The organism is Streptomyces sp. NBC_01445 (genome assembly GCF_035918235.1).
GTDB lineage: Bacteria > Actinomycetota > Actinomycetes > Streptomycetales > Streptomycetaceae > Streptomyces.
This window is the reverse complement of sequence record NZ_CP109485.1, coordinates 3,376,250-3,400,459: the sequence shown is the minus strand read 5'-3', so window position 1 is coordinate 3,400,459 and position 24,210 is coordinate 3,376,250. Positions and strand designations below refer to the sequence as shown.

Here is a 24,210-nt window from a genome sequence, read left to right as displayed (position 1 = left end):
GCGATGACGGAGCGGGGCGGGCAGGCCAGACGCAGGCCCTGGCTCTGGGGCGCGGTGCTGCTCGTTCTGGTTGTGGCTTGGGCGTGCGGGCGGTCGGGGGACACGGGGGCTGACGGGACCGGTGGGGCCAAGGCGACCACGGGAACTACTGGGAAGCCGGATGCGTCAGCCCACCCCCCGCGAACGCCCACTCCGAGCCACGCCCCGAAGCCCGGCCCCAGCAGCCCCGCCACCCCCTCAGTCCCCTCAGGCAAGTACGACCCGGCGACATACGCCCCGCAGGTCCGCTCCCGCGCCGCCGAGGCCGGCGTGAGCCCGCAACTCCTCATGGCGATCCTCTACAACGAGTCGTACAAGCCGCACGACCCGGCCCTGGAGCGCGCCTGGCAGCGCTACAAGCCGGGCGCCGCCTTCGGGATCGCCAATATGCACCGCGCCGCGTTCGACGAGACCAAGCGGGGCCGGGCCTTCGCGGGGCGCCGGTGGGAGGAGCTGCCCGACGACCGGGACCTCGCCGTGCGCGCGGCTGCCTGGTATCTCCACGACCTGGCGCGGCAACTGCCCGCGCATCCCTCGGGCCCGTACGACAGGGAAGAGCTGCTTGCCCTCGGCTACAACACGGGCGCGGGCAACATGCAGGCCTTCGCGCGCGGTGCGAAGCCCGGGAGCCAGGCCGCCGACTATCTGGCCCGGCTGCGTTCGAACTGGGACAAGGCGGGGCGATCCGCCTCCCGGACGGGCGGCAACTGAGGCCGTAAGCCCTCGCCAGGACTGCCCGGTCAGGCGCCCGGTGTGAGGTTCCGGTGCACTTGAGGGGTGGTGGGTGGGCGGCTCCCCGTTCGAACGCTTACGATCCTCTGCGTGTCCAAACTGACCGACGTGCCCAAACGGATCTTGATCGGGCGCGCTCTGCGCAGCGACCGGCTCGGAGAAACGCTCCTGCCGAAGCGCATCGCCCTCCCCGTTTTCGCCTCCGACCCGCTGTCCTCCGTGGCCTATGCGCCGGGAGAGGTGCTGCTGGTCCTGTCCATCGCGGGCGTGTCGGCGTACCACTTCAGCCCCTGGATCGCGGTCGCGGTCGTGGTGCTGATGTTCACCGTGGTCGCCTCCTACCGCCAGAACGTCCACGCGTACCCGAGCGGCGGCGGCGACTACGAGGTCGCGACCACGAACCTCGGCCCCAAGGCCGGCCTCACCGTCGCGAGCGCCCTCCTCGTCGACTACGTCCTCACCGTCGCCGTGTCGATCGCCTCCGGCATCGAGAACCTCGGCTCGGCGATCCCGTTCGTCGTCGAGCACAAGGTCCTGTGCGCGGTCCTGGTCATCGTCCTGCTCACGCTGATGAACCTGCGCGGCGTGAAGGAGTCCGGGAAGCTCTTCGCCATCCCGACCTACGTCTTCGTGGCCGGCGTCTTCATCATGATCGCGTGGGGTGCGTTCCGCGGGCTCGTCCTCGACGACACCATGAAGGCGCCCACCGCCGACTTCCACATCAAGGCCGAGCACCAGGGCCTCGCGGGCTTCGCCCTCGTCTTCCTGCTGCTGCGCGCGTTCTCCTCCGGCTGTGCCGCGCTCACCGGCGTCGAGGCGATCAGCAACGGCGTACCGGCGTTCCGCAAGCCGAAGTCGAAGAACGCGGCGACCACGCTCGCGGCGATGGGCCTGCTGGCCGTCACCATGTTCTGCGGCATCATCGCCCTGGCCATGTCGACCAAGGTCCGCATGGCCGAGAACCCGGCGACCGACCTGATCCACAACGGCGTCGCGGTCGGCGGGAGCTACGTCCAGAACCCGGTGATCTCCCAGGTCGCCGAGGCCGTCTTCGGCAAGGGCAGCTTCCTCTTCATCATCCTCGCCGCGGCCACCGCGCTGGTCCTCTTCCTCGCGGCCAACACCGCGTACAACGGCTTCCCGCTCCTCGGCTCGATCCTCGCCCAGGACCGCTACCTGCCGCGCCAGCTGCACACCCGTGGCGACCGCCTCGCGTTCTCGAACGGCATCGTGCTCCTCGCGGGCGCGGCGGCGCTCCTCGTCGTGATCTACGGCGCCGACTCGACGCGCCTCATCCAGCTGTACATCGTCGGCGTGTTCGTCTCGTTCACGCTGAGCCAGACCGGCATGGTCCGGCACTGGAACCGCCACCTGCGCACCGAGAAGGACCCGGCCAAGCGCCGCCACATGGTCCGCTCGCGGGCCATCAACACCTTCGGCGCGTTCTTCACCGGCCTCGTGCTCGTCGTGGTCCTCGTCACGAAGTTCACGCACGGCGCCTGGGTCGCCCTCCTCGGCATGTGCATCTTCTACGCGACGATGACCGCGATCCGTAAGCACTACGACCGCGTGGCCGAGGAGATCCAGGCCCCCGAGACGCCGACCGACGACAGCGTCCGGCCGTCCCGCGTCCACTCGATCGTCCTCGTCTCCAAGATCCACCGGCCGACGCTGCGCGCCCTCGCCTACGCCAAGCTCATGCGCAGCGACACCCTCGAGGCGCTCAGCGTGAACGTCGACCCGGCCGAGACGAAGGCCCTGCGCGAGGAGTGGGAGCGGCGCGGCATCGACGTACCGCTCAAGGTCCTCGACTCGCCCTACCGCGAGATCACGCGCCCGATCATCGAGTACGTGAAGAGCCTGCGCCGCGACTCCCCGCGCGACGCGGTCAGCGTGATCATCCCCGAGTACGTGGTCGGCCACTGGTACGAGCACCTGCTCCACAACCAGTCCGCCCTGCGCCTCAAGGGCCGCCTCCTGTTCACCCCCGGCATCATGGTCACCTCCGTGCCCTACCAGCTGGAGTCCTCCGAGGTCGCCAAGAAGCGGGCTCGCAGGCGCTCGGAGTGGAACGCGCCGGGTGCGGTGCGCCGCGGCCCCGTCGAGAAGCGCCCCAAGGAGCCCTCGAACAAGGGCTGACCCCCTCGGCTGTCGTGTGGCGAGCGGCCGGACAACACCCACGTAGACTGGTGGGCTGTTGTCCGGCCGTTCGCCGTGTCCCTTGCTTTCTTACGTTGTGGAGTCCCCCGCCATGCAGGCAGAACCGAAGAAGTCGCTGGTCGGGGAGGAGTACGAGGTCGAGATCGGCCCCGTCGCCCACGGAGGCCACTGCATCGCCCGCACGGACGAGGGCCAGGTCCTGTTCGTCCGGCACGCGCTGCCCGGCGAGAAGGTCGTGGCCCGCGTCACGGACGGCGAGGAAGGCGCCCGCTTCCTGCGCGCCGACGCGGTCACCGTCATCGAGGCGTCCAAGGACCGCGTCGAGGCGCCCTGCCCGTACGCCGGCCCCGGCCGCTGCGGCGGCTGCGACTGGCAGCACGCCAAGCCGGGCGCGCAGCGCCGCCTCAAGGGCGAGGTCATCGCCGAGCAGCTCCAGCGCCTCGCGGGCCTCACGCCCGAGGAGGCCGGCTGGGACGGCACGGTCATGCCGGCCGAGGGCGACAAGCTCCCGGCGGGCGAGGTCCCGCAGTGGCGCACGCGCGTGCAGTACGCGGTCGACCCCGACACCGGGAAGGCGGGCCTGCGCCGCCACCGCTCGCACGAGGTCGAGCCGATCGAACACTGCATGATCGCGGCGCCGGGCGTCTCCGAGCTCGGCATCGAGAAGCGCGACTGGACGGGCATGGAGTCCATCGAGGCGATCGCGGCGACGGGCTCACAGGACCGCCAGGTCATCCTGACCCCGCGCCCCGGCGCGCGCCTGCCCCTGGTCGAACTCGACAAGCCGGTCTCCGTGCTGCGCGTCGACGAGAAGGACGGCGGCATCCACCGCGTCCACGGCCGCGGGTTCGTACGCGAGCGCGCCGACGGCCGCACGCACCGCGTCGGCAGCGGCGGCTTCTGGCAGGTGCATCCGCAGGCGGCGGACACGCTGGTCAAGGCGGTCATGCAGGGCCTGCTGCCCCGCAAGGGCGAGATGGCGCTCGACCTGTACTGCGGCGTCGGCCTCTTCGCCGGCGCGATCGCGGACCGCATCGGCGACGAGGGCGCGGTGCTCGGCATCGAGTCGGGCAAGCGCGCGGTCGAGGACGCCCGCCACAACCTGGCCGCGTTCGACCGCGTCCGCATCGAACAGGGCAAGGTCGAAACGGTCCTCCCGCGCACGGGCATCACCGAGGTAGACCTGATCGTCCTGGACCCGCCCCGCGCGGGCGCGGGCAAGAAGACGGTGGAGCACCTGGCGTCGCTCGGCGCCCGCCGGATTGCCTATGTGGCGTGTGACCCGGCGGCGTTGGCGCGGGACCTGGCGTACTTCCGGGATGGCGGGTACAAGGTGCGGATGCTTCGGGCGTTCGATCTGTTCCCGATGACGCATCACGTGGAGTGCGTGGCGGTGCTTGAGCCGGTGAAGAAGGACGCCTGATCTGCGGTTTCGTGTGTGCGCATTGCGTGCGGTGTGGGCGTTACGGGCGATATCTTGACGCTGAAATGACGCTCGTGACGCTCGTTCTGATGGGGTGTCAGGCGTGTTGCTGGGCTCGTCAAGCCACGGAATCGGCGTGGTCGCAGAGGTCCGGCCGGGGAAAGGGTTCCGTTGGGCGGTCGGGAGATAGCCGCCGCGGCATCATGGCGGGGTGGATCACAACCTCAGCGGGCTGAGCACCCGGGAGTTCGAGCACGTGTCGTAGGCCCTGGCCCAGGAGATCCTCGGGCCGGGCGTCTCCGCCTTCGGGGACGGCAAGGACGGCGGGCGTGAGGCAACGTTCCTGGGGCGGGTGCCCTATCCGAGCGAGCTTGAGGCATGGGACGGCCACGAGGTTGTGCGGGCCAAATTTCGGCAGCGCGCGGATCAACAGCCCCAGGATGAGGTCTCCTGGCTGAAGGGGCAGGTCAAAGAGGAATTCGGGCTGACACTGAGCGGCCTGAGGCAAGACCGCATCCTCAACGAAGCAGCCGAAAGCGCCTTCCCGCTCCGGCTGATGCGGCTGTTCGGCATCACGGAGAAGACCGCCATGCGCTACGTCACCGCCGCCCACCCCGAACGAACCGCCAAGCTGCCCCGGTGAGGCGCGTCCGCGCCTGTCGATGAGCGACGATCGCCAGTTCACCGCCCCCTGGATTCAAGATCGGATGCACTGTCACGAGGTGCTCAAGATCGGATGCACTGTCACGAGGTGCTGACTGTTGCCTCCGACATCGACGTGCTGGCCCGCTTGGGCCGCACGCTCGCCGACCCGATCCACTGCCGGATCCTGCTTGCCCTCCGCGAGGGGTCGGCCTGTCCCGCGGAACCGCCGACGCGCTCGGCGTCTCCCGGACCCGACTCCGACCCGCCGGGGGCCTCGCGCTTCAGTATGCGAAGCGTCGTCGACTCGGCCGCGCATCCCCCGCCGCGCATCCCGGATGTACAGGGAGGGGCGCTCCGGTCTCCCCTTGTGGTGCGCCGCACCCAAATGGTCACCATTCCCATTTGGAGCAGCGCGCCAATTTGGTGCGCCGCTCCAAATGTGCCACGATGGTGGCATGGCAACGAGAACTCGCCGGCCTCAGCGGCGTAACCAAGTGCTCTCCCGGGATCAGATCATCGACACCGCGATCGAGCTGCTCGACGCGGGGGGCGAGGGCGCGCTGACCAGTCGCGCGCTGACCGAGCGCCTGGCCACCGGGTCCGGGGCGATCTACTACCACGTGGGGTCCCGGGACGAGTTGCTGGACACAGTGACGGAGACGGTCGTCACTGCCGCTTTGGCGGCGAGGCCCACCGGGGCGGCGGCCACGCCCGGGGACGAGATCCGCGTCGTCGCGCTGGCGCTGTTCGATGCGATCGCCGAGCACCCGTGGCTCGCTACGCGGCTGATCCTGCAGGTCGTGCGGAATCCGGTCGGCCCGGTGACGGTGGGGATCTTCGAGAGGATCGGCCGGCAGGTGGAGGCCCTGGGTGTGCCGCAGGGTTCCTGGTTCGACGCTGCCTCGACGCTTGTGCACTACATCCTCGGGGCTGTCAGTCAGAACGCGCACATCGACGGTGGCTCCTCGGCCGTCGTGCCGGACCGCGCCGAGTTCCTGGACGCGTCGGTGACGGCGTGGCAGGAGCTCGATCCCGAGGACTACCCGTTCATGCACGCCATCGTCGGCCAGCTCGGCGAGCACGATGATCGCGAGCAGTTCCTCACCGGCATCGCCATCGTCCTGGACGGCCTGACCCGTCTGGGCTGACGGCGTCCTTGCGGGTCGGGTTTCTTCGCGCGTGTGTTTCAGAAAGGAATCTCTCATGCATGACGTAGTAATCGTGGGCGCCGGCCCGGTGGGCCTGTTCCTGGCCGGCGAGCTCGCTCTGGGTGGCTGTTCTGTCCTGGTCCTTGAGCGCGATGAGGACGTCACCTCGCCGTGGAAGGCGCTGCCGCTGGGGCTGCGGGGCCTGAACACCGGGTCGGCCGAGACGTTCTACCGCCGCGGACTGCTCGAAGCGTTAATCAGCGCTTCGGGTGCCGACGAGAAGAGGGTCGGCGCGGCCCCCGACGCGGTCGAGGCACCCGCCCCCCGTGACGTGAGTCATTTCGCGGGCATGGGACTGAACGCGGCCGACATCGATGTCTCCGCGCTCCCGTTCAGGCTTCCCAGCCCGGCGATGGAGGGGTTCATGACGAGCCTCGAGGCGGTCGGCTTGGTCCTGGCCGAGCGCGCCACCTCGCTCGGCGTCCAGATCGTGCGGGGCGCTGCGGTCACCGCGGTGACGCAGGACGCCGAGTGCGTCCTCGCGACGGCGGGCGGCAAGGAGTACCGGGCACGCTGGCTTGTGGGGTGCGACGGCGGGCGCAGCGCGGTGCGTGCTCTCACGGGCTTCGACTTCGTGGGTACCGAACCGCTGTTCACCGGCTATGTCGCGCAGGTCGAGTTCGCCGACCCCGACCCGGCGAAGCTGCCGTTCGGGTTCAACCTGACGGCGAACGGCATGTACCTGCGCACGCCCTTCGAGGGGCATCTGGGCATGATGGACTTCGACGGCGGCACGTTCGACCGTTCCCAGCCGCTCACCCGCGAGCATCTTCAGGGAGTGCTGCGCCGCATCACTGGTACCGACGTCACGCTCACCGGTGTGCTTCGGGCGTCGACCTTCACGGACCGTGCGATGCAGGTGACGACATACCGCAAGGGACGCGTGCTCCTGGCGGGCGACGCCGCGCACATCCACTCCCCGCTGGGCGGCCAGGGCCTCAACCTCGGCATCGGTGACGCCGTGAACCTCGGCTGGAAGCTCGCGGCGACCGTACACGGCACCGCGCCCGCGGGCCTGCTCGACACCTACACCAGCGAGCGTCACCCCGTCGGTGCCTCGGTGCTCGACTGGTCACGTGCTCAGGTGGCGACCATGAAGCCGGGCCCCAACGCCCCTGCGCTGCGGCAGCTGGTTCACGACCTGATGAGCACCGCCTCGGGAACCACGCACGTGTACCGGCAGACGACGGGACTGTTCCACCGCTACGACCTGAGCAGCGAGCAGCCGCTCGTCGGCCGCACCGCCCCCGACTTCCGTTTCGGCGACGGCACCCGCCTCGGGGACCTTCTGTGCCAGGGCCGGGGCGTCGTGCTCGACTTCAGCGGCGACCACGCGCTGCGCAGCGCGGCCCAGAGCTGGGAGGGCCAACTCCATTACGCGGGCGGCCCAGTACGCGAGGACCTCGGATTCGGCGCACTGCTGATCCGCCCCGACGGCGTCGTCGCTTGGGCCGAGGGCCACGCCCCCGACCCCGAGGCTTTCCGGCACACCGCCACCCGCTGGTTCGGCACCCCCACCCCCTGACCGCACACCGCCCGGCCCGTTCTCCGCACCCCCGACGGTCCCGACTTCGCCACGGGACTCTGCCTCGGCCAGGCGGGCGGCGATTCGCGGACGCAGATCAGCTTTCACGTCCCGGCAGGCGCCGGCCTACCGCACCGCGAGCAGCTCGCCGATCTCCTCCAGTGGCAGCCCCAGTCGTCGGCCGCGCCGATGAACGACTGCCGCTCGACCGCGTCCTCGCCGTACACCCGGTAGCCGGCCGAAGTCCGGTCGGCGGGTGAGAGCCCGGCGCCCTCGTGGAAGCGCAGGGTCGTCGCCAGTACGCCGGAGTGCTCGGCGAGCTGGGAGATCCGCATCGTGATCACACCTCCGACCGCAGACATTCGACCCAGGTCGAAGGTCAAGCCGGACCCGCGCGCTCGCCGACGCCGGGACGGCACTCACGATCCGGTGCGGCTGCCACCGCGTCCCGGGATCTACGAACCCGCTCCTCGGCTATCCGAACGCGGTAGTCGTAGAGGTGGGTGGTGTCTGTGCCACGACGTCATGTCCCCAGCGGCCGCACAGAGGTGCGCACGCAGCATGTCTGCGGCGTGTCGCTCTACAACGGCGAAGGCCTTGCCTGTGTTGCCGTCGAGCTCACGAGTCGCACCCCCGGCGAATCCGCCCTTGCGGGTGGGGTCAGAACTGACTCCAACACCGGTCGCGAAGAGATCCTGAACTGCGGTTTGGTGCGTGCGCATTGCGCGAGGCGCGGGTGCCGTCGTTCTTGATCGGTGCCGGTGGGCTGGCTCTTCGTCACCGACGCACCACGAAAGCCGCCCATTGCGTGCGAAAATCCCACCGGTCGATCATCATCGCGCAGAGGGCGCCGCCGCCTGCCGCACCCGAGGGAGGGGAGCCTCGTATGGCCCTGCTGTCGTCGAGCACGAAGTGGCCCACTCTTCCCGACTACTCCCACGACTGGGCGCTGGTGGACGTGGAGACCTCCGGGCTGAGGCCCGGCCGGGACCGTGTCCTCTCGCTCGCGATCCTCACGCTGGACGCACACGGAAACCAGACAGGGGAGTTCTCCACCCTCCTCGACCCGGGCTGCGATCCCGGCCCCGTGCACATCCACGGCCTCACCCCCGACCGTCTCGCCGGCGCTCCCACCTTCCAGGAGATCGCACCGCGGGTGGGGGCACTGCTCAGCAGCCGGGTCCTGGTCGCCCACAACGCGCAGTTCGACTACGACTTCCTGGCCCATGAGTTCGCCCACGTCCGGTCCTGGGTGCCGGTGAGCAGACGCCTGTGCACACTGGCTCTCAACCGCCTGGTCGGGCCCGCGACGTCCGATCTCAAACTGGGCACTCTTGCCGCGCACTACGGGGTGCGCCAGGAGAAGGCTCACGACGCGCAGGACGACGTACGGGTGCTCTCCGGCATCCTGCGCGGCTCGCTGGGCGCGGCCGAGCAACTGGGCCTGTCCCTGCCGCTCCTGGAGTGCCCACCTCGCCAGGACTACAGGCCGTATGTCCCCAAGGCGCCCTGCGCGTACCGCAATCCGGGCCGCCTGGAGTCGGGCGGGGCGCTGGTGCAGGGGATGAAGGTCGCCATCACCGGGGACACCCAGGTCTCCCGTGAGGAACTGGTCGCCCGCTCGGTGGCGGCCGGGCTGAACATGATGACCTCGGTCAGCGGCCAGACCAGCGTCGTTGTCACCAACGACCCCGGCGCCGCGTCCGGGAAGCTGCGTCGCGCCGCGGACGAGGGTGTGCCGCTCGTGGACGAGCCGACCTATCTGCGGCTGCTGGAGAGTGTGCGGCCCGGCCAGGCCAAGGGCACCGCCCGGCAGCGTCGCGCAGCCGAAACGCCCGTGAGTGCGACGACCGCACAACCCGAACCCGTACCGAGCGTCCCGGCACAGCGCACGGCCACGCCCACCGCCGGTGCGGACTGGTCACTCACCGGACGCAGGGTCCTGGTTCTGGGCGGCACTCACGACGAGGCCGCCGAAGCACGTGGTCGTGCTGTCGCCCTTGGCGCCTCCGCGGCGGTCAACCTCTCGGCCGGCGTGACCGACGTCGTCGTGCTTCCCGGCGGCGAAACGGACCGGCGCATGACGCGCATCGCCGCCCTCGGCCTTCGCGTGCACGACGCGGACTGGCTCCTCGCGCCCACGCCTGCGCCGCCACAGAACTCGGCCTTGAACCAGCCGGACGCGGTGGAGGTACTGGTCCGAGGTGCCGTCATCGATCTGTCCGACACCGCAATGCCCTGGACGGTGGCCGCCTCCTGGCGTCAGCAGACCGCCTGCGATGTGGACGTAGTCGCCTTCGCGGTCGACGCGCAGGAACAGGTCCCGGGCGACGAGGACTTCGTCTTCTACGGCGCCCTTGAGCACCCGGACGGGACCGTGCGGCTCGCCACGGACGGCCCGACGGAACAGGCCGTCACCGCCGACCTGGAACGCCTACTCCTGGAGATCCACCGGGTCGTCATCGCCGCCGCGATCGACGGTGCCGCGACCTTCTCCGACGTCGGAGCCATCGAGTTCACCGCCACCTGCGGGATCGGCGCGGCCCCGGCCGCCCGGGCCACCCTCGACGCCGCCACCACCGAGCGCACCATGATCCTCGCCGAGCTCTACCGCAGAGGCGACGGATGGCGGCTGCGTGCCGTCGGACAGGGCTATGACCATGGCCTGGCCGACCTCGCTCGCGGCTACGGCGTCGACGTCGCCGAATGACCGACGGACTCCCAGTTGGCCAGCTGCTGCTACCGGCAGGTCGTGACGCTCGTTTGACGCTCTGGGCGCCCGAGGGGCCTTCCAGTAGTGCCGTAAACTGCCACTGACCTGCGAGTATGTCAGTGCACTCCCGTGGTGATGTCTTTCCGATGACGCATCACGTGGAGTGCGTGGCGATTCTTGAGCCGGTGAAGAAGGACGCCTGGCCTGAGGTTTCACAAGTGCGAGGCGGCCCCGCGAGGCGCATCGTCGCGGGGCCGTCGGCTTGCTCGTTCAGGCGCTCAGCTGTCCGCCCTTGACTGCTGAGACGAAGGAGGACCAGCCGGCGGCCGGGAACACGAGCACCGGCCCGTGCGAAACCTTGCTGTCCCGTACCGGGACGATGACCGTGAAGTCGTCAGAGACCTCGACGCAGGCGCCACCGTCCTGGTTGCTGTAGCTGCTCTTCCGCCAAGAAGCGTCGCTCAGGTCGATGGTTCGCACGTTGCTTCCTCCAACATCCGCAGAATGAACTTGCGCGATTCCGCCGGGGTGAGCGCCAGGTCGCGCACCGCATCGTACGTCTTCTGCAAACGCACAACAGGTGCAGATTCCTCGATGAGTTCGCCCCGGTATCCGTTCTCGGTATACGCGACGGTCCTGCCCTCGGGAAGGAGTAGATACCACATGTCTGCGCTCATGAGACCGTGCAGCCCTGCACCGTGCAGAAGCACGTGGACCGTCACATGGGGGCGGTCCGCAGCTTCCATCAGGTACTCCAACTGCCCACGCCACTGCGCCACTTCCCGCAACGGCGTCCTCAGCACCGCCTCCGACAGGATCGTCCGGAACGGCGGCGCGTCCTCTCCCTCCAGCAACTCCCGCCGCCCCATCCGGGCTTCGACCTGCTGCTCCAGCTCCTTCCCCCGGAGCCCGCCCGCCGCCAACACCTCGCGCGCATACCCCGGCGTCTGCAGCAACCCCGGCAGCACGCTCACCGCGAAGTGCCACAGACTCACCGCCTCGGCCTCCAGCGCCATGTACCGCCGGTACCGCTCGCGGAACTGCGTATGGTCCCCGGCGGCGAGCTCCCACAGCGCCAGTAACAGTCCCGGCGTCCCGTAGTGCTGGTCCAGGGCCTGGACGACCTCGGGGCTGCCGAGCGTCTCGCCCTTCTCCATCTTGCCGAACAGGGAGTAGTCCCAGCCCAGCCGCTCGCCGAGCTGCCGCAGACTCGTCCCGCTCCCGGCCCGCAGGGTCCGCAGCTCCTCGGCGAACCTCTGACGCGGCTCCTGGCTGCGGCCGGTGATGACCCGTCGCTGCGGCATACGGCCGACTCCCCTCCGAGCGCCGGCTCGTGGTCGGTGTGGAAGGTGTGGAACCAGCGCCGTACGGCGGGGAAGCACCGCACGTCCACGGCGTGATCGGTCACATCCGGGCGCATCCTCGTAACACCCGGACTACGCAGCGTAATTCACGCAGCTTGCCGGGGTCATGGAATCAGTCGGACCGACGAACCCGACAGAACGACCGGCGAAGGACGAGGACACATATGCCCCCCACACAGCGGCCCCCGCACCACTCGATCACCCCCGCCACCGGCCACACCGCCATCGTCACGGGCCCTTCGAAACCCCGCACGCCCAAGGTCCAGGAAGCGCTCGATGCCCGCGACGCCCTGGCCGGTGCTCTCAGCCGGGCCGGAGTCCAGCTCCCCGCCATGGACGTCCGCACACCGTGGGTGGGCGACGGAGAGGGTGAGAGCCGCTACGCGCTCGTCCACCTAGGGGTCTGCTCGGCGCCCGTGGCGCTGCAGCTGGCGGCTGTGATCGCCAAGGCGGTCGGTTCGTGACGCCGGAGCCGGTCCCGTTCCTGGAGGTGGGAGACGCCGTCCACGACACCGTGCGCGACCGGTTCGGGCGGGTCATGGGCCATGAAGGGCCGTATCTCCAGATCCGTCCGCTGGCCGGTGGCCGCGAATGGGACGCCCAGACCGGCGACCTCCGGCTCCTGACCCAGGACGAGTTGCTGCGCGCCCTGGTGGCCGAGGCGAACGCCCGCAGCAGGCACGGCATCTGACGGTGCGACAGTCCTCCGAGCGTGGAGTCCCGCCGACGCCCTCCTCGTGCTCCCCGCGCTGCCCCAGGACGACGAGGACCCTCTCGGCGGCCCGGCGGGCTTCCTGATCTGCCCGCGCGCGGAAACCGGGGGCATGCCCCCACCCGCGGGAGTCTTCTTCGTGCTGCCTGGGGGCATTTCCTTGCTGTCGGCGGCTCGTGCGGGCGAGCGATTCCTGACGCCGTTCTTGAGAGTGCGGTGACCGTTGATGTGCGGGGGCTGGCACGCCCTGCATTCCCCGTCGAGAAAACCGCCCCCGCGCGCACAGCCGGAAACGCTGGGATCCTGTGGGTGGGCGGGCCCATGACTCGGCCCCTGGAAGGCAGCGGTGGTGAGCGCTGTGGCGGAGATCCACGAGGATGCTGCTGGAGCGGCCGGGCAGAGTGTTCCGGGCGTTGATCCTCTGGGGGACTCGTTTCTCCGCACGCGGATCACCTTGCCGACGCGACCCGCTGTCTACCTGCGGCGGCAGCGGCTCGACCGGCACCTCGACAAGGCTCTTCGGACCCGGCTGACCCTGATCAACGGAGCGGCGGGCGCGGGCAAGACCCTGCTGGCCGCCGACTGGGCCGCCGGCCTGCCACAGCCGGTCGCCTGGCTCACCGCTGAGAACGAGGACCGGCAGCCCGGTGTGTTCTGGGCGTACGTGCTGGAGGCTCTGCGCGCGTGCGGTGCGCCGGTCTCCGGCGCGGTCGGGGTGCCGATGGAGGCGGCCCGCGTGGACCGCAAGCTGCTGGCGGCGCTCGCCGCCGATCTGGACGCACGCGACCAGCCGGTGACCGTCGTGATCGACGAGTTCGACCGCGTGACCACCCCCGAGGTCGCGGAGCAGCTGGAATTCGTCCTGCACCACGCCGGGCAGGGCATGCGCCTGGTCCTCGTCACCCGCACCGAACCCCTGCTGCCGTTGCACCGTTACCGGGCAGCCGGCGAGCTGACAGAGCTGCGCGGCGCCGAGCTGGCCTTCACTCCTGAGGAGGCCGTCCCGCTGCTGGAACTGCACGGCCTGCGCCTGCCGGTCGACGCCGCGCGCGGCCTGGTGGACCGCACCCGGGGCTGGGCCGCCGGCCTGTGCCTGTGCGCCCTGGCCGCGCGGGAGAGCGCGGCCCCGGAGCTCTATCTGAAGGAGTTCGAGGCGGACCGGAGCACGGTCGCGGACTTCCTGCTGGCCGAGGTGCTCAAGCGGCAGCCGGAGGAGACACAGGATCTCCTGCTGCGCGTCAGCGTCCTCCAGCGTTTCAGTCCTGATCTGGCGAACGCGCTGACCGGGCGGACCGACGCCGAGCCCCTGCTCGTCGAGCTGCACCGCGCGAACGCGTTCGTCGAGGACCTCGGGCACTCGTGGTACCGGCTCCACCCGTTGTTCGGGGAGATACTCCGGGCCCACCTGCGGGTCCGCCTGCCGGGCCTTGAGCCCGAACTCCACCGACGGGCCGCGCTGTGGCTGCGCCGATCCGGATCCCTCCCGGAGACACTCGCTCACGGCGCCGCTTCGGGCGACTGGGGTTTCACCGCCGGCGCCCTCGTCGACGACCTGGCGATCGGGCAGCTCTTCACCGGTCTGCGCTCGGCCGACCTCGACCAGTTGTTCTCCGGGATGGACCCCGAGGCCACCGGCCCCGCGCCGGAGCTCGTCCGGGCGGCCCGTGACCTGTCCCGGTGCGACGTCGAGCGCGGTCTCTCCCATCTGCGCCGCGCCGAGGAGCGGCTTGCCGCCGACCCGCACGCCGGGGCGGCCGCGCAGCTGAGCTGTGCGCTGCTGGAGACGCTGGCCGCCCGGCTGACCGGTTCTCCCGAGCAGGCCGAGGAGGCCGCTGAGGCGGCCGCCCGGCTCCGGCGGGAGGTCCCGGAGCATCTCCTGGACAGGCATCCCGAACTCCATGCCCTCCTCATGACCCATCTCGGCTCCACCCGCCTGTGGGCCGGGCGCTTCGAGGACGCGCGTGCCGCCCTGACCACAGTGGCGGGCACCCAGGGCGAGGCGTCCACCGTGCTGCCCCGTGAGGAGTCGCTGGGGCACCTGGCACTGATCGACTACCTGAACGGCTGGATCGGCAGGGCGGAGCGCAAGGCGCTCGCGGGTGCCTCCGAGGCGGAGAGGTTCCGTCTGCCCGAGCCGGACGTCTCCGGTGCCGGCACGGGCATCGGGTTGCTGGTGCTGGCCGCCGTGGCCGTGGACCGCGACGAGCTGAGCCGGGCGCAGACCCTTCTCGACGAGACGGCCCAACTCCCCTCCGCGACGCACGATCCGGTGATCGCCGCGGTCCGGGCCATCACCAAGGCGCGTCTCCTGCTGGTCCAGGGCCACGCTCGGGCCGCCGTCGAGGCGGCGGACCCAGGCATCCGCGTCCTTGTGGCCTCGCCCTGGGCGGCGGGCCAGGAGGTGCTGGTCGCCTCGGCCGCGCACATGGCCGAAGGACGGCTTCGGACGGCCGCCGAGGTGCTCCAGGACGTCTCCGGCGACCAGCCGGCCTGCGCTGTGGAAGCCGCGCGGATGCTGCTCGCCGCAGGTCGCCCGGAAGAGGCCGTCGGTCTGCTCGACAGCATCGACACCGGGGGCCGGACCGGGCCGGCGGTGACCGTTCGGGCAGCGCTGGTCAGGGCACAGGCCGCGCTGGGGGCGGGAGACGACGCCACAGCACACAGGCTCGTCGCGCAGGCACTCCTCAGCGCCCGGCGCGAGCGGCTTCGCAGACCCTTCCTCGATGCGCGGCCGTGGATCCGCCCCCTCCTGTCCGCCGCGCCGCTCCAGGAGCTGGCCGCGGACTGGCTGGCGCCCGCTCCGTCGCGTCCTGGTGAACCGGCCCCGGTCGACGCCCGGCCCGCTGCGCTCGTCGCGGAGGAGCTGAGCGGACGCGAGCGGGACGTGCTGGAGCGGCTGGCCCGGATGATGTCGACCGAGGAGATCGCCGCCGACCTCTACGTGTCGGTGAACACGGTGAAGACCCATCTCAAGAGCGTCTACCGGAAGCTGGCGGTGAACCGGCGCAACGAAGCGGTGCGCCGCGCGCGCGAACTCGGACTGGTGTGAAGCCGCGCGCGAACTCGGACCGGTGTGAACGGGATTCGGCGGCCGGGACCGAACACGCCGGCTCTGCCGCGAGCTCAGTCCCTCTCCCCGTGGCGGGTGAGGCGCGGTGCGCGTACCTAGGCTGCGACGGGAAGGGCGATGCGAGGGGAAGCGTGAGCGGGGCCGGGGTGACCGGACCGACGCTCTGAGCCGAGCCCGAGGAGGCACCAACGCTGAGCCGGTGCCCCGGCGTCTCATGGGCGTCACCGCCTTGGTCGACCTGGCGCTCGGTCTGCTGATCATCACCTTCGAGATCGTCCTGAAGCACTGAGCCGTCGTCGTGCGCCGGAGAAGGCCGGTCACCTGTACCGGGTGAGGCCGGGCCGGGCGCAGAGGCGGACGCTCGCAGGTAAGGACGTCGCCCATCGCCCCACGCTGCTCGCGGGAGAAAAGCCCATGCGTTACGAGATCCGCGTCGAGGGACACATGTCGGAAACGCTGACCAAGGCCTTCCCTGAGCTGGGCCACGTGATGATGGCCGGCCAGACGGTCCTGTTCGGCCCCGTCGTGGACGATGCGCACCTGTACGGGCTGCTGGCCCGGCTCCAGTCGCTGGGACTGCGGGTGCTGGAGATGCGGCAGTTGCCGGAGGGCATGGCCGACTGATCAGGGGGCGCTCCGCCCTGATCCGCCCGGAGCGGCAGGCCGCTCCCAGCACCTCGACGTCCCGCTCGTTCCGGTCGGCACAGGAGTGGGCGAACCCGGTGAGCGCGCGGTCGAATCGGTTGCTGACGCCCAGGTACGCGGCGATGGCGATGGGGTCGCCGGAGCGGGCGTGGGCCCGTGCCAGGGAGGCCCTCGACGGGCTCTGGGCGAAGGTCGTCGCCGACTGCGCGACGACCGTCCTCCCGCACAGCCGGCCGAAGAGGGTGAGCAGGCCCGGATCCATGCTCTCCGGCCGCGCGATGACCTTCCAGTCGCGCACCTGGCGCACGTAGAAGTCCCGGTCCTGCCCGTCGCCGCCTCCGCCGGGTCGGGTCCGGATCGGCCGGGGCGAGTCCGGATCGGCCGGCATCCGTCCGGGCGGCCGTGTGATCGCTCATCTCGTCGCTCTTCGTTCCCGTCCGCCGCACGTCCAGTCGCAGGGCGTGCGAACGCCTCCGGTTCCATCTCATCGCCCTGGCGTGGCGCCGCCGGATCACCCGCCGCGGGTGACCCGGCGGGCTGCGGCGCGCGGGACGCTGAGGCGGTCAGGTCCCCGCGTATCGCCGGTCCCTTCGGCGGTCCGGGAACGACCCGCTCGATCGTGCGAGGAGGAGCCATGACCATGCCGCGTGGTCCGGCGCCGCAGACCGGACCGGAACCCCCCGCCGGCGGGGCGGCCCCCCGGCCGGCCGACGATCCCGCCGACGCACTGGCGCGACTGGGCCGCTCATGGACCTGGATCCTGGGCTCGGCGGTCGTCACGCTGGTGCCCGGCGTCCTGATCCTGGTCTGGCCGAAGGAGACACTGCACGTCCTGGCAATTCTCATCGGCCTGTACCTGCTGGCCATGGGGGTGTTCCGGTTCGTGGCCGTCTTCGCGCGGGAGGAGCTCGGCGAACGGCTGTCGGGGCTGCTCCTGGCCGTGCTGTTCCTCCTGGCCGGGGTGCTGTGCCTGAGGAACCCGCTGCAGACCATCACCGCGCTCTCCCTGATCGTCGGCATCGTCTGGCTCGTGTCCGGCGTTCTCACCCTCTACACCGCCATCGCCGCCAAGGACCTGCCGTACCGCGGCGTGCTCCTGGGCGTCGCGGTGCTCGGCATCGTCGCGGGGATCGTCGTACTGGCCCTGCCTGCCGAGTCGGCACAGGCCCTGACCCGGCTGCTCGGCCTGTGGCTCGTCCTGCTCGCTCTGGCCGAGGCGGCGGTCGCCTTCGCCTGGCGGTCCGCGCTTCGCAAGGCGGGCGTCACGGGCTCGCCCGGCCAGGCCCCGACGGCCTGACACCCCACCCACCGAGCTCACCCCCGTCGGGTGAGGCCAACCGGCCGCCGTCGGCCCAGGCTGAAGACGGCAGGCAAAGGCGGCTGGGCGAGCGCCCGGGACGGAGAAGAGACATGAACGCGCAGATGTACCTGGCGTACGACTATCCCCTGCTGAGCGTCTTCTGGAGCATGCTCTGGTTCTTCCTGTGGATCATGTGGTTCGTCCTGTTGTTCCGCATCATCGGCGACATCTTCCGTGACGACGACATGGGCGGCTGGGCGAAAGCCGGCTGGCTGGCGTTCACCATCCTCCTGCCCTTCCTGGGCGTCTTCGTCTACATGATCGCCCGCGGCAAGAACATGGGCCGCCGGGAGATCGCGCAGGCCCGTGAGCAGCAGAAGGCCTTCGACAGCTACATCAAGAAGACCGCGGGCGGTACGGACCGGCCCAGCAGCGTCGACGAGCTGGCCAGGCTGTCCGAGATCCGCGCCCGCGGCGACATCACGGACGAGGAGTTCAACAAGGCGAAGCAACTGGTGCTGGCCGGCCACGGTCCGGCCGAAGGCCCGGGTACCGACACCGCCTCCGGCTCCTCCGGCTCCGGACGCTGAGCGCGTGCCGGACGAACACGAAACGAGGCACCACCATGACCGCGACACACTCGCAGCAGGCCGACACGACGAAGCAGGCGTGGGCAGGCGGCCTGACGATCTTCGCCGGCGTCATGCTCATGCTCGTCGGTGTGCTCGGCATCTGCCGGGGCATCATGGGGATCGCCAAGGACGACATCTTCGTCACCACACGCAACTACATCTTCCAGTTCGACCTGACCGGCTGGGGCTGGGTCCACCTCGTCCTGGGCGTACTCGCGGTGATCGTCAGCTTCGGGCTGCTCCAGACCGCGACGTGGGCACGTGTCGGCGGCGTGGCCATCGCCGGGCTCGTCATCATCGCCAACTTCCTCTCCCTGCCGTACTACCCGGTCTGGTCGGTCGTGCTGATCGCGATCTCGGGCTTCATCATCTGGGCGCTGTGCGTGGTCCGGAAGGACGAGTCCGACTGGTTCTAGGGCGCACCTCACGGCGTGTACGTGACGCAGAGGGAAACCTGCAGGCGCGAGGATGACCCGCTCGTCCGGGTCCGTCGCCCCTGGCGGCCTCGCCCCCGACGCGGCCGCCCAGTACGTCAAGCAGCTCGCCGCCGACGAGCGCTCCGTCCGCGACGTCTGCTGGCGGAGCTGGAGATGAGCCGCTTGTGCGGCTTGAATAGTCTTATTGACTCGCACGCACTGTGTGATCAGGCTGTTCTGGGCTGCATGTGCGGAGTGGGGCGAGGCTGTGGGCGTACTGGTGGTGCAGCATGTGCGCGAGGAGGGGCCCTACGCGATCGGTGAGGCACTGGTGGCGGCCGGGCTGCGGCTGCGGGTGTGCCGGGTGTGGGCGGGGAATCCGCTGCCGGAGAGCCTGGCCGGGGTCGAGGCGCTGGTGGTGATGGGCGGGCCCCTGGCCGCTCACAGCGATGCCGGGTTCCCCGCGCGTCGTGCCGAACTGGCTCTGCTGCGCGAGGCGTTGGCCGCCGAGGTGCCGGTGCTCGCGGTGGGTCTGGGGGCCCGGCTTCTCGCCGTTGCGGCGGGCGGCGCGGCCCGTACGGGTTCCGGCTCGCAGCTGGGGTGGGGTGAGGTACGCACCGGCCCGGCGGCCGACCGGGATCCGCTGTTCGCGGGTGCGCCCGAGCGGCTGCGCGTGCCGCACCGGCACGGCGACACCATGGAACTTCCCGACGGCGCGGCGCTGTTGGCCTCCTGCGAGCGGGATCCGGTGCAGGCGTTCCGGGTGGGCGTGGGGGCTGCAGTTTCACCTGGAAGTGGACGAGGCCCCCGTGGACGCCTTCGTGACGGCATTCCCGGAAGAGGCCGCCACCGCTCCCGGCATCCGCGATGCCGCGTCGGGTCAACCGGCCGAGCCGGCCCCGTACCGGGACCTGGTGTTCGGGCGGTTCGCGGCGCTGGTGGCCGCGCGCGCCGCGCACACCGCCACCCGTACGTTCTTCACGCCCAGGGCCGATGCCTGGGAGGCGCGCTTCGCCGCCGACGGGCCGAGGTACGCGGCGGCGGTCGCCCGCATGGGACTTCTCCCCGGTCAGACGGCCCTGGACCTGGGCTGCGGCAGCGGACGCGCCCTGCCTGCACTGCGTGCCGGGGTGGGGGACAAAGGGAAGGTGTTCGGGGTGGACGTCACCTCGGCCATGCTCACGGCAGCCGCCCGGGAGGGGCGCGCCGGTCCGGCCTGCCTGCTGGTCGCCGACTGCCACCGCCTGCCGTTGCCGCCGGGCGCGACCCACGGCATCTTCAGTGCCGGGCTGCTCGACCATCTCCCCGCCCCACCCGTAGCCCTGCGGGAATGGGCCCGCGTCACCGCCTCCGGCGGCACGCTTCTCCTCTTCCACCCCTCCGGCCGCGCCGAACGCGCAGCCCGCCACGGCCGCCCCCTGAGCCCCGACGACCCGCTGGGCGAGCCGAATCTGAGGCCCATGCTGGACGGCAACGGCTGGCAACTCGTCTGCTACGAGGACAAGTCCGAGTACTTCCTGGCTCGTGCCGTCCGCGTCGCCGACGAGGCGCACAACTGAGCGGAACACCCGACCGGAGGGGATTCATGCACACCGAACTCGACCGCGCCGCACGCCTGTTGGACGCCCAGGCCAAAGCCGCCGAACTCTTCGCCGAGATCGAGGCGAGGAAGCTGGTCGCGCCGGGGGAGGGGGAGCGGGCGGTCAGCGACCGGATCCGCGACCTCGCGAACGAACTGTTCGGGCCCACGCGCCACTGGCACAAGCGCATCGTGCGCTCCGGCCCGAACACCCTCCACCCGTACAAGGAGAATCCCCCGGACCGGATCATCGGCCACGACGACATCGCCTTCGCCGACTTCGGGCCGATCCTCGAGGAGTGGGAAGCCGACTTCGGCCGCACCTTCGTCCTCGGTGACGACCCCGACAAGCTCCGGCTGCGCGACGACCTGCCCGAGGTCTTCGCCGCCGGACGCCGCGCCTTCGAGGCCGACCCGGACATCACCGGCGCCGCGCTCCACGCCGAGGTCGCCCGACTGGCCGCCACACGCGGCTGGGAACTGGGCGGCTGGCACGCCGGTCACCCGGTGGGCGAGTTCCCGCACGAGAAGATCGACGGCGCCGACATCGAGTCGTACATCGCACCCGGGAACGCCACCCGGCTCCGGCGCCCCGACCGGGCCGGACGCGACTGCCACTGGATCCTGGAGATCCATCTGATCGACCGCGAGCGCGGCTTCGGCGGCTTCCACGAGGAGCTTCTCGACCTGGGATGACCGTATGCAGGCCGTTGTGTACGCCGTTCAGGCGCTGTCACTCGTGCGACGACCTCCTCCTGTCGACATCTCTTAGCGGTACCCGTGTTCACCGTCCGACGGACGGATCCGTGCATGGGCCGGGCTCCTGCCGGACATCGGCGTGCCCCGCACACCACTTGGAGACACGATGTCCATGCGTCACCGCCGACCGCACACGGCCCTGATCGGCGCCGCCCTGTGTCTGGTCACCACCCTCACCGGATGCTCGGACTCGGGCGACGGGTCCTCCTCCAGCAGCACCCCGCCCGCGTCCGCTTCCGTTTCGGTGTCCTCCGCCCCGTCCGCCTCCGCAAGTGTCTCCGCCCCTGCCCCGGCGTCCCCCTCGCCATCCGAGAGCGGAAAGGGCGAAGTGAAGGTCACCATCAAGGACTTCGCCTTCCACCCGGCCACGTTCGAGGTCAGCCCCGGCACGAAGATCACCGTCACCAACGAGGACTCGGCCACGCACACGCTGACCGCCGACGACAAGTCCTTCGACACCGGCGACCTCGCGCAGGGGAAGTCGGCGACCATCACCGCGCCGTCCAAGCCGGGCTCGTACTCCTACGTCTGCACCATCCACCCGAACATGAAGGGCACTCTCACCGTCCGCTGACGTCGGCGCACCCCGCACGCCCTCGTCACCGGGAGGCCCCCGCCATGTCCCATGAACCGACCGACCCCCCGTCCCCCCGCCCCGCGCGGCGGCCATGGCGCGCGGCGGCCCGCATCCTCGCCGCCGCCGGGCTCGCCGTCAACGCGTACGTGCACGCGGACCTCGCCTCCCGCTACGACCCCGTCAGCGCCACGATCAGCCAGGGCTCCCTCTTCAGGATCGAGACCGCCCTCGCCGCGCTCGCCGCCGTGCTCGTCCTGTTCTGGCGCCGGTCTCTCGGTGACGTCTTCGCCTGGCTCACCGCGGCCGGCGGGCTCGCGGCCCTGCTCGTCTACCGCTACGTCGACGTCGGCGCATTCGGACCGCTGCCCGACATGTACGAACCCGTCTGGTACGCGGAGAAGGACCTCGTGGTGATCTCCCAGGTCCTGACCGTCGTGGCGATGACCGTGCTCCTGGTCGGCCGGGGTCGCGAACGGCTCCTGACCCGGCGGTCGGCTTCCGGACACTGAGTGATATCTGTTCCGGCGAGTGCAGAAATCGAGGGCGGGAGGCTGAAGTTTTTTTCGGGCGGCAGGGCTGGGAAATTGGAGTTCTGCGGGATTTCGGGGTGGCATGCTACTGTTGGATTTAGTTGCAGTTGTGGTTCCCAAAACTTCGAGTGCCTCCGCCGGATATTCATTTCCGGCGGGAGCGCTTCTGTGTTTCCGGTGTCTTTCCGGGCGGGGCGATGATCGCGGCGACAGGAGTCCGCACAGTGTGGGCTCCGGGCACTGCCCCGAAGGAGATATGACATGGCTACTGGCACCGTGAAGTGGTTCAACGCGGAAAAGGGTTTCGGCTTCATCGAGCAGGACGGTGGCGGCCCCGACGTCTTCGCCCACTACTCGAACATCGCCGCCCAGGGCTTCCGTGAGCTGCAGGAAGGCCAGAAGGTGAGCTTCGACATCGGTCAGGGCCAGAAGGGCCCGACGGCCGAGAACATCGTTCCCGCCTGACGTCGTCGCTGACGCGTAGACCGTAGCTGGGGCCCGCACCTTGGGGTGCGGGCCCCAGCTCGTTGCTTTTCCGGGTGCCGTTCATCTTTTTGGCATCCAATGATTCGGCTCGTTCCTGCGATTCCCTGTGCTGTTCAAATGTCGCGGGAATTCCTTGATGCGTGCCGTGCATTTTCGTGCCGCGTCCAGGAAGGTTTTGCCGATCATGAAACGTATGTATGGGGCAGGTCGAGAGAGTCGAGCCGGGCGAACGGGCCGGAGTGTGGTTTCCGGGGAGTTCGCGTTGCCGAAGACCGTTCGGCCGGGCCTCCCCGCCGTCGCCTCCTTCGGGGAGCTCGCTCTGCCGGACGAGCTCCTGCGGATGCTCACCAGCCTCGGCATGAACGAGCCGTTCCCCATCCAGGCGGCGACCCTGCCCAACTCCCTCGCCGGGCGTGACGTGCTCGGCCGCGGCCGAACCGGGTCCGGCAAGACCCTCGCGTTCGGGCTCGCACTCCTCGCCCGTACCGCCGGGCGACGCGCCGAGCCCCGCAGTCCGCTCGCCCTGGTCCTCGTCCCCACCCGTGAACTCGCCCAGCAGGTCACCGAGGCACTCACCCCGTACGCGCGGTCGCTGAAGCTGCGGACGGCCACCGTCGTGGGCGGCATGTCCATCGGACGTCAGGCCGGAGCGCTGCGAGGGGGCGTCGAGATCGTCGTCGCCACCCCGGGGCGGCTCAAGGACCTCATCGACCGAGGCGACTGCCGGCTCGACGAGGTGGCGGTCACCGTGCTCGACGAGGCCGACCAGATGGCCGACATGGGCTTCATGCCCCAGGTCACGGCCCTGCTCGACCAGGTACGCCGGGAGGGGCAGCGCATGCTGTTCTCCGCCACGCTCGACCGCAACGTCGACCTCCTCGTGCGCCGCTACCTGCACGACCCCGTGGTCCACTCCGTCGACCCGTCGGCCGGCGCGGTGACGACGATGGAACATCACGTCCTGCACGTGCACCCCGTCGACAAGCACGCGGCCACCACCGAGATCGCCGCCCGCGACGGCCGGGTCATCATGTTCCTCGACACCAAGCACGCGGTGGACCGGCTGACCCGGGACCTGCTCGCCGTCGGTGTGCGCGCCGCCGCCCTGCACGGCGGCAAGTCCCAGCCGCAGCGCACCCGCACCCTGGCCCAGTTCAAGAGCGGCCACGTCACCGTCCTGGTCGCGACCAACGTCGCCGCCCGCGGGATCCACGTCGACAGCCTCGACCTCGTCGTCAACGTCGACCCGCCCGCCGACCACAAGGACTACCTGCACCGCGGCGGCCGTACCGCCCGTGCCGGTGAGTCCGGCAGCGTCGTCACCCTGGTCATGCCCAACCAGCGCCGCGACATGAGCCGGCTGATGCGCGACGCCGGGATCACCCCGCAGATCGCCCAAGTCCGCTCGGGCGAAGCCGAGTTGAGCCGTATCACCGGGGCGCGGGCGCCGTCCGGTGTGCCGGTCGTCATCACCGCGCCGGTGGCGGAGCGCCCTCGGCGCAGCGGGTCGAGCACCCGTGGCCGCCGCAGCCGTTCCGCCGAGGCCCGGCGCGCCGCCGGTCCCTGGCGCGCCGCCGACCAGCCGCGCACGGGGCAGGGCTCGGGAGCCTTCCGGCAGTCCGCGTCCCCGGTCGCCACGGCGTCCTGACCTGTTACGCCACGGCCCCTTGTCCCATTTCGTCATCCCGTAGGAGG

The 24,210-nt window shown here is 70.5% G+C and carries 24 protein-coding genes and 3 pseudogenes; 23 read left to right on the top strand and 4 right to left on the bottom strand.

What is annotated here, in order from left to right:
• The first annotated feature begins 3 nt into the window (after positions 1-3).
• The 7 genes and pseudogenes from OG574_RS15470 to OG574_RS15440 all read left to right on the top strand — a co-directional run bounded on the left by OG574_RS15470 (position 4) and on the right by OG574_RS15440 (position 7,732).
• Complete coding sequence (locus tag OG574_RS15470) at positions 4-750, top strand: transglycosylase SLT domain-containing protein (protein WP_326773725.1); 747 nt, start codon at positions 4-6, stop codon at positions 748-750.
• Between the two features lie 111 nt (positions 751-861).
• Entirely contained in the window at positions 862-2,910 is a 2,049-nt protein-coding gene (locus tag OG574_RS15465; RefSeq protein ID WP_100591180.1) for an APC family permease, read from the top strand.
• 112 nt (positions 2,911-3,022) lie between these two features.
• Positions 3,023-4,354, top strand: a complete 1,332-nt coding sequence (locus OG574_RS15460; protein WP_326773724.1) for a class I SAM-dependent RNA methyltransferase — start codon at positions 3,023-3,025, stop codon at positions 4,352-4,354.
• 352 nt (positions 4,355-4,706) lie between these two features.
• Complete coding sequence (locus tag OG574_RS15455; RefSeq protein WP_326773723.1) at positions 4,707-4,997, top strand: hypothetical protein; 291 nt, start codon at positions 4,707-4,709, stop codon at positions 4,995-4,997.
• 108 nt (positions 4,998-5,105) lie between these two features.
• A pseudogene (locus tag OG574_RS15450) lies at positions 5,106-5,257 on the top strand (transcriptional regulator); the annotation flags it as partial.
• 197 nt (positions 5,258-5,454) lie between these two features.
• The gene (locus OG574_RS15445) at positions 5,455-6,147 is read left to right on the top strand and encodes a TetR/AcrR family transcriptional regulator (protein WP_326773722.1); all 693 of its coding nucleotides are present in this window, start codon (positions 5,455-5,457) and stop codon (positions 6,145-6,147) included.
• A 55-nt stretch (positions 6,148-6,202) separates the two neighbouring features.
• Positions 6,203-7,732 (top strand): FAD-dependent monooxygenase, encoded by a 1,530-nt coding sequence (locus tag OG574_RS15440; RefSeq protein WP_326773721.1) that lies wholly within the window; start codon positions 6,203-6,205, stop codon positions 7,730-7,732.
• A 104-nt stretch (positions 7,733-7,836) separates the two neighbouring features.
• Here OG574_RS15440 and OG574_RS15435 read toward each other — a convergent pair whose 3' ends face one another.
• Entirely contained in the window at positions 7,837-8,067 is a 231-nt protein-coding gene (locus tag OG574_RS15435) for a MerR family transcriptional regulator (protein ID WP_326773720.1), read from the bottom strand.
• 551 nt (positions 8,068-8,618) lie between these two features.
• Between OG574_RS15435 and OG574_RS15430 the strand changes: the two genes are divergently transcribed.
• Positions 8,619-10,442: a TerD family protein gene (locus OG574_RS15430; RefSeq protein ID WP_326773719.1), complete on the top strand. Its 1,824-nt coding sequence runs from the start codon at positions 8,619-8,621 to the stop codon at positions 10,440-10,442.
• Positions 10,443-10,715: 273 nt separating this feature from the next.
• Here OG574_RS15430 and OG574_RS15425 read toward each other — a convergent pair whose 3' ends face one another.
• The gene (locus OG574_RS15425) at positions 10,716-10,925 is read right to left on the bottom strand and encodes a DUF397 domain-containing protein (protein ID WP_326773718.1); all 210 of its coding nucleotides are present in this window, start codon (positions 10,923-10,925) and stop codon (positions 10,716-10,718) included.
• Entirely contained in the window at positions 10,907-11,749 is an 843-nt protein-coding gene (locus OG574_RS15420) for a helix-turn-helix domain-containing protein (protein WP_326773717.1), read from the bottom strand. The genes OG574_RS15425 and OG574_RS15420 overlap by 19 nt, the downstream gene beginning before the upstream one ends.
• 224 nt (positions 11,750-11,973) lie before the next feature.
• Here OG574_RS15420 and OG574_RS15415 point away from each other — a divergent pair, with 224 nt between their 5' ends.
• The 4 genes from OG574_RS15415 to OG574_RS15400 all read left to right on the top strand — a co-directional run bounded on the left by OG574_RS15415 (position 11,974) and on the right by OG574_RS15400 (position 16,215).
• Complete coding sequence (locus OG574_RS15415; protein ID WP_326773716.1) at positions 11,974-12,273, top strand: hypothetical protein; 300 nt, start codon at positions 11,974-11,976, stop codon at positions 12,271-12,273.
• The gene (locus OG574_RS15410; protein WP_326773715.1) at positions 12,270-12,500 is read left to right on the top strand and encodes a hypothetical protein; all 231 of its coding nucleotides are present in this window, start codon (positions 12,270-12,272) and stop codon (positions 12,498-12,500) included. Before OG574_RS15415 ends, OG574_RS15410 begins: the two co-directional genes overlap by 4 nt.
• Before the next feature lie 379 nt (positions 12,501-12,879).
• Positions 12,880-15,570, top strand: a complete 2,691-nt coding sequence (locus OG574_RS15405) for a LuxR C-terminal-related transcriptional regulator (RefSeq protein ID WP_326778501.1) — start codon at positions 12,880-12,882, stop codon at positions 15,568-15,570.
• A 435-nt stretch (positions 15,571-16,005) separates the two neighbouring features.
• On the top strand, positions 16,006-16,215 hold the full coding sequence (locus OG574_RS15400) for a hypothetical protein (protein ID WP_100591755.1): 210 nt from the start codon (positions 16,006-16,008) through the stop codon (positions 16,213-16,215).
• A 10-nt stretch (positions 16,216-16,225) separates the two neighbouring features.
• Here OG574_RS15400 and OG574_RS15395 read toward each other — a convergent pair.
• Positions 16,226-16,573: pseudogene (locus OG574_RS15395) on the bottom strand (DUF2252 family protein); the annotation flags it as partial.
• A gap of 297 nt (positions 16,574-16,870) precedes the next feature.
• On the opposite strand from OG574_RS15395, the gene OG574_RS15390 reads away from it, so the two are divergent.
• From OG574_RS15390 to OG574_RS15340, 11 genes and pseudogenes are all read left to right on the top strand, one after another.
• The gene (locus OG574_RS15390) at positions 16,871-17,533 is read left to right on the top strand and encodes an HdeD family acid-resistance protein (protein WP_326773714.1); all 663 of its coding nucleotides are present in this window, start codon (positions 16,871-16,873) and stop codon (positions 17,531-17,533) included.
• Between the two features lie 113 nt (positions 17,534-17,646).
• Positions 17,647-18,126, top strand: coding sequence for an SHOCT domain-containing protein (locus OG574_RS15385; RefSeq protein ID WP_326773713.1), 480 nt, complete (start codon positions 17,647-17,649; stop codon positions 18,124-18,126).
• 35 nt (positions 18,127-18,161) lie between these two features.
• Complete coding sequence (locus tag OG574_RS15380) at positions 18,162-18,584, top strand: DUF7144 family membrane protein (RefSeq protein WP_326773712.1); 423 nt, start codon at positions 18,162-18,164, stop codon at positions 18,582-18,584.
• A 52-nt stretch (positions 18,585-18,636) separates the two neighbouring features.
• Positions 18,637-18,762 (top strand): hypothetical protein, encoded by a 126-nt coding sequence (locus OG574_RS15375; RefSeq protein WP_326773711.1) that lies wholly within the window; start codon positions 18,637-18,639, stop codon positions 18,760-18,762.
• 45 nt (positions 18,763-18,807) lie between these two features.
• A pseudogene (locus tag OG574_RS15370) lies at positions 18,808-19,281 on the top strand (glutamine amidotransferase-related protein); the annotation flags it as partial.
• Between the two features lie 97 nt (positions 19,282-19,378).
• On the top strand, positions 19,379-20,143 hold the full coding sequence (locus tag OG574_RS15365; RefSeq protein WP_326773710.1) for a class I SAM-dependent methyltransferase: 765 nt from the start codon (positions 19,379-19,381) through the stop codon (positions 20,141-20,143).
• Positions 20,144-20,169: 26 nt separating this feature from the next.
• Complete coding sequence (locus OG574_RS15360) at positions 20,170-20,859, top strand: M24 family metallopeptidase (RefSeq protein ID WP_326778500.1); 690 nt, start codon at positions 20,170-20,172, stop codon at positions 20,857-20,859.
• Positions 20,860-21,028: 169 nt separating this feature from the next.
• Positions 21,029-21,496 (top strand): cupredoxin domain-containing protein, encoded by a 468-nt coding sequence (locus OG574_RS15355; protein WP_326773709.1) that lies wholly within the window; start codon positions 21,029-21,031, stop codon positions 21,494-21,496.
• A gap of 44 nt (positions 21,497-21,540) precedes the next feature.
• A complete protein-coding gene (locus OG574_RS15350) occupies positions 21,541-22,008 on the top strand; it encodes a hypothetical protein (RefSeq protein WP_326773708.1) in 468 nt (155 codons plus the stop codon).
• A gap of 282 nt (positions 22,009-22,290) precedes the next feature.
• Positions 22,291-22,494, top strand: coding sequence for a cold-shock protein (locus OG574_RS15345; RefSeq protein WP_100591190.1), 204 nt, complete (start codon positions 22,291-22,293; stop codon positions 22,492-22,494).
• A gap of 214 nt (positions 22,495-22,708) precedes the next feature.
• Positions 22,709-24,163: a DEAD/DEAH box helicase gene (locus tag OG574_RS15340; RefSeq protein ID WP_326778499.1), complete on the top strand. Its 1,455-nt coding sequence runs from the start codon at positions 22,709-22,711 to the stop codon at positions 24,161-24,163.
• The last annotated feature ends 47 nt before the right edge of the window (positions 24,164-24,210 follow it).

Coding starts and splice junctions, on each gene's coding strand:
- OG574_RS15470 (WP_326773725.1), top strand. CDS start 4: ATGACGGAGCGGGGCGGGCAGGCCAGACGCAGGCCCTGGCTCTGGGGC.
- OG574_RS15460 (WP_326773724.1), top strand. CDS start 3,023: ATGCAGGCAGAACCGAAGAAGTCGCTGGTCGGGGAGGAGTACGAGGTC.
- OG574_RS15445 (WP_326773722.1), top strand. CDS start 5,455: ATGGCAACGAGAACTCGCCGGCCTCAGCGGCGTAACCAAGTGCTCTCC.
- OG574_RS15440 (WP_326773721.1), top strand. CDS start 6,203: ATGCATGACGTAGTAATCGTGGGCGCCGGCCCGGTGGGCCTGTTCCTG.
- OG574_RS15435 (WP_326773720.1), bottom strand. CDS start 8,067: ATGCGGATCTCCCAGCTCGCCGAGCACTCCGGCGTACTGGCGACGACC.
- OG574_RS15430 (WP_326773719.1), top strand. CDS start 8,619: ATGGCCCTGCTGTCGTCGAGCACGAAGTGGCCCACTCTTCCCGACTAC.
- OG574_RS15420 (WP_326773717.1), bottom strand. CDS start 11,749: ATGCCGCAGCGACGGGTCATCACCGGCCGCAGCCAGGAGCCGCGTCAG.
- OG574_RS15415 (WP_326773716.1), top strand. CDS start 11,974: ATGCCCCCCACACAGCGGCCCCCGCACCACTCGATCACCCCCGCCACC.
- OG574_RS15400 (WP_100591755.1), top strand. CDS start 16,006: ATGCGTTACGAGATCCGCGTCGAGGGACACATGTCGGAAACGCTGACC.
- OG574_RS15390 (WP_326773714.1), top strand. CDS start 16,871: ATGACCATGCCGCGTGGTCCGGCGCCGCAGACCGGACCGGAACCCCCC.
- OG574_RS15385 (WP_326773713.1), top strand. CDS start 17,647: ATGAACGCGCAGATGTACCTGGCGTACGACTATCCCCTGCTGAGCGTC.
- OG574_RS15380 (WP_326773712.1), top strand. CDS start 18,162: ATGACCGCGACACACTCGCAGCAGGCCGACACGACGAAGCAGGCGTGG.
- OG574_RS15375 (WP_326773711.1), top strand. CDS start 18,637: ATGACCCGCTCGTCCGGGTCCGTCGCCCCTGGCGGCCTCGCCCCCGAC.
- OG574_RS15360 (WP_326778500.1), top strand. CDS start 20,170: ATGCACACCGAACTCGACCGCGCCGCACGCCTGTTGGACGCCCAGGCC.
- OG574_RS15355 (WP_326773709.1), top strand. CDS start 21,029: ATGTCCATGCGTCACCGCCGACCGCACACGGCCCTGATCGGCGCCGCC.
- OG574_RS15350 (WP_326773708.1), top strand. CDS start 21,541: ATGTCCCATGAACCGACCGACCCCCCGTCCCCCCGCCCCGCGCGGCGG.
- OG574_RS15345 (WP_100591190.1), top strand. CDS start 22,291: ATGGCTACTGGCACCGTGAAGTGGTTCAACGCGGAAAAGGGTTTCGGC.
- OG574_RS15340 (WP_326778499.1), top strand. CDS start 22,709: ATGTATGGGGCAGGTCGAGAGAGTCGAGCCGGGCGAACGGGCCGGAGT.